Source organism: Bradyrhizobium sp. Kon56 (assembly GCF_055807635.1).
In genome coordinates, this window is the sequence record NZ_JBVVOU010000521.1 from 1 (window position 1) to 253 (window position 253).

A 253-nucleotide genomic window follows, 5' to 3' on the forward strand; every position below is an offset into this window, starting at 1 on the left:
CCCACAGCCTGCAGCACCTGCGTTACCCGCACATCTTCGGCCTCGGCGATGTGTGCGGCACCAGTAACGCCAAGACCGCCGCGGCGGTGCGCAAGCAGATCGTGGTGGTTGCCGAGAACCTGCTGGCCCTGCGCAAGCAGGCGCCGCTGCCGCTCAAGTACGACGGCTATGGCTCCTGCCCGTTGACGGTGGAGAAGGGCAAGGTGGTGCTGGCCGAGTTCGGTTACGGCGGCAAGCTGTTGCCGACCTTTCC

At 66.4% G+C, this 253-nt stretch carries 1 pseudogene; it reads left to right on the forward strand.

The features are described 5' to 3' along the window. Positions 1 to 253, forward strand: a pseudogene (locus AC0L3B_RS39910) (TIGR01244 family phosphatase); the annotation flags it as partial.